The organism is Clostridium sp. AF37-5, from assembly GCF_003477605.1.
Lineage (GTDB): Bacteria > Bacillota > Clostridia > Lachnospirales > Lachnospiraceae > Eubacterium_F.
Genome location: NZ_QUDR01000001.1, coordinates 280,356 through 287,736, shown reverse-complemented (window position 1 = coordinate 287,736; position 7,381 = coordinate 280,356). Strand labels below are relative to the sequence as shown.

Genomic DNA, 7,381 nt, shown 5'->3' with positions numbered 1-7,381 from the left:
TAATACGAGAAAAATCCACGACATTTGTCGTGGACTTTGTCTACAGTCTGAAAAAGCCCCATAAAGGGGCTTTTTTTGAATACTTTACCATGATTGAATCATTTTTGAAATGATTTTAGCTACATTTTTAAAAGCTGTCTCTGTTGATGTAACATGAAAAAAATCTTTTCCATACATCGTTTTTATTGCTTCTGTGGCATCATTTCCAATCGCCACACCCAAAACGGCAAATCCCATTTTTCGAGCTTTACGTACTTCGTTCTGCACGTCCAATGGTTCTCCAATTGATGGAATACCATCTGTAATAACAATTAAAAGCTTATGTTTTTCTTTTCGGCTTTTCAATAATTCAACTGCATAATTAATGCTTGCTGCATCATGATTGCAGCCATAACAATTATACACAAGTAATTTTGTGCGTTCTTTTTTTGTGTTGCGCCATTTAATATAATGATGATGTGTTACATCATCATGATAACCAAAGACATATAATGGTACATTAAATGGAGAAAAAGCTTCTGCGAAACATAATGCCACTTCTTTGGCAATTCGAGTGCGTTTTTTGCCCATTTCTTCAGCCGTCATAGAACCGGACTCGTCAATTGCAATTGTAATCGCCATGTCTTTAATATTTTTCGGTGTAGTACGACGGTCAAAAATTCGAGGAGTCTTTCGAGGAGCATAATATCGCTCAATATTCAATTTCCCTTTTTTCTTTTTTACAACTTCACTTTTATCATTTTGAAAAATGCGTTGTAAAGTTTTTGAAAAAGAATTTATAATTGGGCGATAAGCTGCCATATGGTTTTTGTACTCTTCCTCCACTCCGCATTCCACATCTAAATTTCTAAGACGGTCTACTGAAATGTTTGGTCGAATTGACTTATCAATAGCATCTTCTTGATTTTGTTTTTCTTCTTCGCCTTGCCGCTTTACCGCTAAATCTTCTGCTGATGTAAGCCAGTCTAAATCTTCTGATGTAATAACAATTACGTGAATTGAATCATTATCATCTGCTCCAGAAGTTTTTTTCTTCAAATATTTTTTTCTGCGTGCAGATGCACTATTTTCTGTTTCATCTTCATGAATTTTAATCGATTTACCATCGCAACAAGAAGCTCCTTTTGTTAAAGTTTTAGAACTACTGCCAAATAAATCTGAAATGGATTTTGATTTATCTTCTAAATCTTCCTTTTCCCATAAAGGTTTAGCAATTTCCATAATTTTTACAGCACAATTTTTTCTTACAATTGTGCTTTGGCTCTCTACCGCTTTGTCAAACAATTTAGCAGCTTGATTAAAACATTCTTTGGATTCCGGAAAAGTAAAATCTCCTTTTAAAATTCCCATATCTCCAAATTGTACTAAAGCACAAATAAATTGTTGATATGGAGAAGGTATTTCCTGTAATTCCGGCGTATTAAGATATATTGTTTGTATGCTGAATTGTAATGCTTTTAACAACTTACCTTTAATAACATTAGATGCCATAAATTCAATACTGGCATCTTCTACTAAATTGTTACATTCAGCAAAAACCTGATACTCTTTTTCGTCCAATCTTTCCGCCATTCTTTGTAACAAAGAAAAGTTAGAAAAAATTTGATGCAGCATTTCGTGGGTAAAAACTCCTAAACGAAACATTTTTTGCTCTGCAATAGATAGGCCTTTGTAATATTCATGATTTTCCGCAACATAAATATGTGCATTTTCATCGGTATGTCCAAGTTCCGGAGGTGTTTCCGGAAAGCATTCACACCGCTTTCCGGTTATCCCTCGGAAAATACGTTCAAAATTTCTTAATTCTTTTTCAAACAAAATTTTGCACCTCCTAAAAATATGAATCCATTGCAACATAAATTTCGTCAGCCACATCTGGCCTAGTTTCTGCGATTTTATTTATCATGCAAATTTCAATCGCTGTACGGAAATCTAAGTTGTCCTTGTCAATTAAATTACATGTTTCAATACAAAGACGAGGAACAATATATTCCTCACATTCTTCGCCATTAATATCCGGGTCTTTGAGCATAGTTAAAATTCTTATATATGTATCATAAACCTGATTTGCCGTATCATCTTTGGCTCCGGAAGCTATCATTCGTTTAATAAAATCTTCTTTTGTTGGGTCTTTAAATCGTAAAGACGGAACAAAACGAGAAGATAACGCCGGGTCCATACGAGGGCTTTGTTCTCCCACGTTAAAAGTGGCTGCGAAAATAGCTAATGGATGCCTTTTGACTGGTTTGTATCCACTTTTCATTGCAATATAAGGATATTCTGTTAATTGGTTAAAAACACCCTTATTTACCTCCGGGTCAGTAAGGTCAAATTCCTCACCAATCCACATGCCACCGTCTTGGGAGACTTTAATCATTGATGTCTCAATTTCTGTCAATTTACCATCAATAACTTTTGTAATTCCTTCATACGTATCTTCCTCTGTTCCCTTTGAACAGTTTGTAAAAGGAGCGGGAATCCCAAATGCAGCACTTAATGCATACAACAAATACGATTTACCGGTGCCTGCGCGGCCATGCAAAAAAATGTTTAAACAGTCATCTTTTTGTGCCTCCGGAAATGGTAATCCGGCATTTTTTGCTTCTTCTATTCTATTAAGTGCTTTTTGTGTACGTATTTTAAAAATATGGAACAGTTGCCAAAACATACGGTCTGGGACATATTTATCCAAAAAACTTAATGGCTTGATATAATCTTGTAAATCATCCCTCCATTGATAATCCAGTAAATATTTTCCAGCCTTGATTTCTTCCCATTGTTTTTCGTAATCAATTTGCTGATTTGATGAATTTGTTTCTTTTTGCGATTGATATTGTTCAAGAGCCGATACCATTTCTCCAAATTTCATTGCTTTTTCAGAAAACATTCCATTTTGGAAAGCTCTTTTTGCTTCTGCTAAAATGGTTGCATTACCAAAATCAATTGAAACTGAAGACAAAAGGCCTTTATCTTTTCCGTAATAATAAAATTCATCAGTGAATCCTATTGCATTTTGAACAGCACTTATATTACTTTGAACTTTTTCTAAAAAAGAAAGAAGTGAACAATCCGCATTCATCATCCATTGAACTGCAACAAGTGGCAATAAATGCCATTTTTCAGAAATTGATTCGGCAGCTTCATATACACGAACTTCATTTGGCGTAATCAAACTGTGAATCATTTCGGATGGAACGGATAATTCAACATATGCAATTTTATTCTTGGCTGAAAAGTAAATACACATCCTACATGGTTCGCCTTTTTGATATAAATAATCAAACATCTTGGCAATGCCACTTATCTTTACACCAGGGGACGCAAGATTATGTCTGCTTGATAAAAATTGAGGGCTAACTGTTACTGTCTGCGATGTTTTTTTGCTAAGAAAATGTACATCGACTGGTTTATGGTTAAATAATACCTCCACTACATTTAAAGTACTCATAATAATTTCCTCCTATTTTTTATTTAATAATTTTAATATGTCTGTTTTGGTATTTAGAAAAATATTTTACAAAGAAAAACCCCGGCATTATACCGGGGCAATAGAATTATTTACAATTTAATGATATAAGACGGATAAACCGCATATGGATTTTGCTTTTCCGCCTTTTTAATTAGCCCTTCTTCTATTAATGTTTTTGCCACTTTTTGAGATAAAGAGTCAAAAGCATTTAAAAGTCCAATGCCATTGTTGTCAATTTCCAAAAACAGAGTTCCTAAGTACTGTGGTCCGGAAATCGACTCTTCGATTAAATCAATTTCATTTGCTCGATGGACAAAGGTAATATTTATGTCCATTCCATAGGATTTTACTACCATAAGCGAGACCTCCTTTACATAGATAATAACATCTGAACACGAAACGCATTCATAATTGGATTATCGCGATAATCCAAAGTATGATTATACTTCTTTCGCTTAGTGTTATTAACCGGATTCACAAACTTAACCGGAGTACCCTGCCAACATGCAAGATTTAATCCGTAATCATCAATTAGTAAATCCACTTCTTTAGCCATCACATAATCTGACTTTGACATAGATGATGGCACAAAAATAATATGTTCCGGGTCAATATCCGTATATTTCATAGCCCACATTAGCTTCTCTCTCTTTGCATAAGGACTATCTTCCAAGTAAGATGTTAAAATATAAACATTTTCCGGCATTGACCGAATTAACACATTCAACATCTGACAGGCTGACGAAATTGGCCGTAAAGTAGCAAAATAACCTTTTCGATAAAGCATTTCTTCTGGAACGCCCTTTCGAAATTCTGCTAAAACCCCATCCATATCAACAAATATTCTTCCATTTTTTGTAAATTCATTCATATTCATTCCTCCTTTTTGTTGTTATAATTGATATTTTTAATATGTCTGTTTGGGTAATTAGGAAAAAATTGTTATAATATCGTTTTCGTTTTGTTTTAAAACAGACATATTAAATATAGAGGATTATTTTGAAAGGAGACCCCTACGGGTAATATTTTATGGATATCAAATTACAAGAAAGTAACAACAACATAGTAACAATTAACCATGATTTAGTAATTTTACAAGAATATGAGAGAATGTATGTCGGAAATACTGATATTTTTCCGGTTGCTTATTTTACTGATTTAGGACCGTTGCAAAAACAAGAACAGGCATTAAAAATTATTCGTTTTGCCTTGGAAAAATATTTGCAATGGACGCCGCAGGACATCCGAAGATATCTCACATCGAACGTATTGAAAAAGATGAAGCTATCTAAGATAGTAAATAAATATATTGATTTTCCACAAGAATATAGTAAAGACGATTTAGATATGACTTATTTGGCTTATCTTCTATATCCTAAAAAATTCAGGTTAAGCATTGAAGACCAGTGTATTGCTATGTTTGAACGAGTTCATACTGGCAGTGCCTCAAAATTTCCATCCACCTGGATTGGTGGAATTGAAGGAGTTCGCCGATTTAGTATTTTATTGCAATATGCAATATCACAAATGCCACGCTTTCAAAATTTGGAAGCAATGTATCAATATTTCTCCGGGCCAAAAGGAGTAGCAGCTATGAAAAAATATAAGTTATATTCTTTTGCCATTACATTATACGCCAATACTTTTGAAGCATTTCATAAATCAATGCCATATAAACTGCGAAGTGATTTTTTGTATCATTATTATCGTTTCTCAAAAAAAGTTTATATCAGGTGATAATTAAAGCCGCTCGAAATATCGGGCGGCTTATTTTTTAAACATTGTTACATGTTATACATATTTTTTCCTTTAGTCCTGTTTTCTTTGAAAACCGAGCATCATTCATAATTGCTTTTTCCAGTGCATTTCCTTGTGATAAAATAATCACTTTGGATTTGGCTCTCGTTATTGCCGTATATATTAGATGCTTATTAAGAAGAATTTCCGGATTTTGCGGCAAAACAATAATTGCAGTGTCAAATTCATTTCCCTGCGATTTATGTATTGTAATGGCATACGCTAGAACCATATCTTCTAACCATGTATGCTCCATTACGATTGTTTTCTTTCCAATTTGTATCGTTACAGTTCCGGCATCAGTAATTGAAATTATTTTTCCAATATCGCCATTAAAATAACCGGCTTTATAATTATTAACAATCATCATAATCTTATCGTTTTTATGAAAAACATATCCATTACGGTGTATTTCTCTTCCTTCAAACTGAAAAGATGACTGAACTAAATGATTCAATGCATACACTCCGGCCGCTCCCTTGTTTGGGGTCGTTAAAATTTGTGGGTTATTTTCCTTTTTTAAAACTGTAGTTAAGATAGAATCAATTTCTTTGCCAGAATTATATCGTAAAATCTGAAATTGATTATCCATAACTAACTCACAGTCTTTTATTTTAACTTTATCCTTGTTAATAATCGTGGTCGAACCTTGTTTTTGGCGGAAAAGTGTATCTAAGCGATATACGTCAACTTTTTTAGAATTAATAATATCTCTCAAAACGGCTCCCGGACAAACACTGTCTAACTGGTCAATATCTCCGCACAATAAAACTAAACTTCCAGATTGAATAGCATTAAAAAACATTCCCATCAACTTAGTGTCCGTCATAGAAGTTTCATCCATGATAATAAAATCCGCATCAATTGGGTCATCCATATCTTTGTAAGATGCTTCTTCATCACTAAATGGCTGATATTCTAATAACCGATGTATGGTAGACGCTGGAGAGTTCGTAGATTCAGCCATATGCTCGCCCGCCACTCCGGTTGGTGCACATAAAGCAATTTTATTATCTGGGTACTTTTCTTTGTAAAGCGTCAAAATTCCATTTATGAGTGTTGTTTTGCCAGTTCCGGGGCCGCCGGTTAGCACTTTAACGCCTGTGCTGTTCAACAAATTAAAGGCATTTTTTTGAGAAGATGCATAAGTGATATTCAATTTCTTTTCTACCCAGTTAACATCTTTCTCTGAAATGTTTAATACAGTTTTTGTATTTTCTAAGCGAGCAACTCCTCTTGCTATATCATATTCCCGATACCAATATTCTTTTAAATAAACTCGGTCATTTATTTTATCCACATATAACCAATTTGCATTTGATAAAGCAATTGCCAAAAAACCATCCGGAATTTCTGCACCATAAATGCTTTTTTGTGCTATCCATAACATTTTATCAATTAAATCATTGATAAGAACGAAAGTACTACCATCCTTTGTACATAAATCCATAGCATAATGCAGCATAACATCAAGCCTGTCTAAGTTATAATAATTAAGACCGGCCGCAAAGCCAATTTCATCCATAACAGCAAATGAAATATTGTATTTTCTTAAAATATCATATGGATTATCCTTAATATATTGTAGTGCCTTATTTCCGTAAGCCTCGATTATAGTATCCACCTTAATATCAGTAATTCCATATTGGCACAAATAGCAATATAAATCATATCGCCCCTTTTGCTTGTTTAATGTAGAAATTACTGTTTCACAAAGGTCGTTCGATAGTCCCGTTTCTTTTGCTAAAAGTTCAGAATTATAAATATCATAATTCCAAATATCTTTAACTCCTGCTAACTTTTTAGCAGAGACGGTCCCAACTCCATCAATTTGCATTAAATATTCTTCTAAAACATATCCTTCTTTCAAGTCCTCCTCAAAAGATTCAACTTCAAATTTCCATTTGTTTGATTTCGTCCAATGCCCGTGTAAAGTAAGCGGATATCCACGATTATATTCCGGGACTCGTCCAGAACAAATATATGTACTATATGTGCTTTCGTAAGGTAATGGCGTCTTCGATACAAACATGGAAAAATAGGCAACACCATCGCGCCCCATATACAGTAATTTATTATATTTTCCTTTCATTACATCCATAATAACACCCCTAA

6 protein-coding genes are annotated in these 7,381 nt (G+C 33.8%); 1 reads left to right on the top strand and 5 read right to left on the bottom strand.

Translation table 11 applies throughout. The features are described from left to right. Window positions 1-84: 84 nt before the first annotated feature. The 4 genes from DW019_RS01310 to DW019_RS01295 all read right to left on the bottom strand — a co-directional run bounded on the left by DW019_RS01310 (window position 85) and on the right by DW019_RS01295 (window position 4,340). Complete coding sequence (locus DW019_RS01310; protein WP_182430997.1) at window positions 85-1,818, bottom strand: VWA domain-containing protein; 1,734 nt, start codon at window positions 1,816-1,818, stop codon at window positions 85-87. A gap of 13 nt (window positions 1,819-1,831) precedes the next feature. Then, window positions 1,832-3,448, bottom strand: a complete 1,617-nt coding sequence (locus DW019_RS01305; protein ID WP_118442226.1) for an AAA family ATPase — start codon at window positions 3,446-3,448, stop codon at window positions 1,832-1,834. A gap of 110 nt (window positions 3,449-3,558) precedes the next feature. Continuing rightward, window positions 3,559-3,825, bottom strand: coding sequence for a hypothetical protein (locus DW019_RS01300; protein ID WP_118442225.1), 267 nt, complete (start codon window positions 3,823-3,825; stop codon window positions 3,559-3,561). 14 nt (window positions 3,826-3,839) lie between these two features. Next, entirely contained in the window at window positions 3,840-4,340 is a 501-nt protein-coding gene (locus DW019_RS01295; RefSeq protein ID WP_182430996.1) for a hypothetical protein, read from the bottom strand. Window positions 4,341-4,498: 158 nt separating this feature from the next. Between DW019_RS01295 and DW019_RS01290 the strand changes: the two genes are divergently transcribed. Beyond that, window positions 4,499-5,206: a hypothetical protein gene (locus tag DW019_RS01290; protein ID WP_118442223.1), complete on the top strand. Its 708-nt coding sequence runs from the start codon at window positions 4,499-4,501 to the stop codon at window positions 5,204-5,206. Window positions 5,207-5,243: 37 nt separating this feature from the next. Here the strand turns inward: DW019_RS01290 and DW019_RS01285 are convergent, their stop codons facing one another. Further along, a complete protein-coding gene (locus DW019_RS01285; RefSeq protein ID WP_118442222.1) occupies window positions 5,244-7,367 on the bottom strand; it encodes an AAA family ATPase in 2,124 nt (707 codons plus the stop codon). Window positions 7,368-7,381 lie beyond the last annotated feature (14 nt).

Excerpts from the sequence above, each read along its gene's own strand:
- DW019_RS01305 (WP_118442226.1), bottom strand. The coding sequence starts at position 3,448 with ATGAGTACTTTAAATGTAGTGGAGGTATTATTTAACCATAAACCAGTC.
- DW019_RS01300 (WP_118442225.1), bottom strand. The coding sequence starts at position 3,825 with ATGGTAGTAAAATCCTATGGAATGGACATAAATATTACCTTTGTCCAT.
- DW019_RS01295 (WP_182430996.1), bottom strand. The coding sequence starts at position 4,340 with ATGAATGAATTTACAAAAAATGGAAGAATATTTGTTGATATGGATGGG.
- DW019_RS01290 (WP_118442223.1), top strand. The coding sequence starts at position 4,499 with ATGGATATCAAATTACAAGAAAGTAACAACAACATAGTAACAATTAAC.
- DW019_RS01285 (WP_118442222.1), bottom strand. The coding sequence starts at position 7,367 with ATGGATGTAATGAAAGGAAAATATAATAAATTACTGTATATGGGGCGC.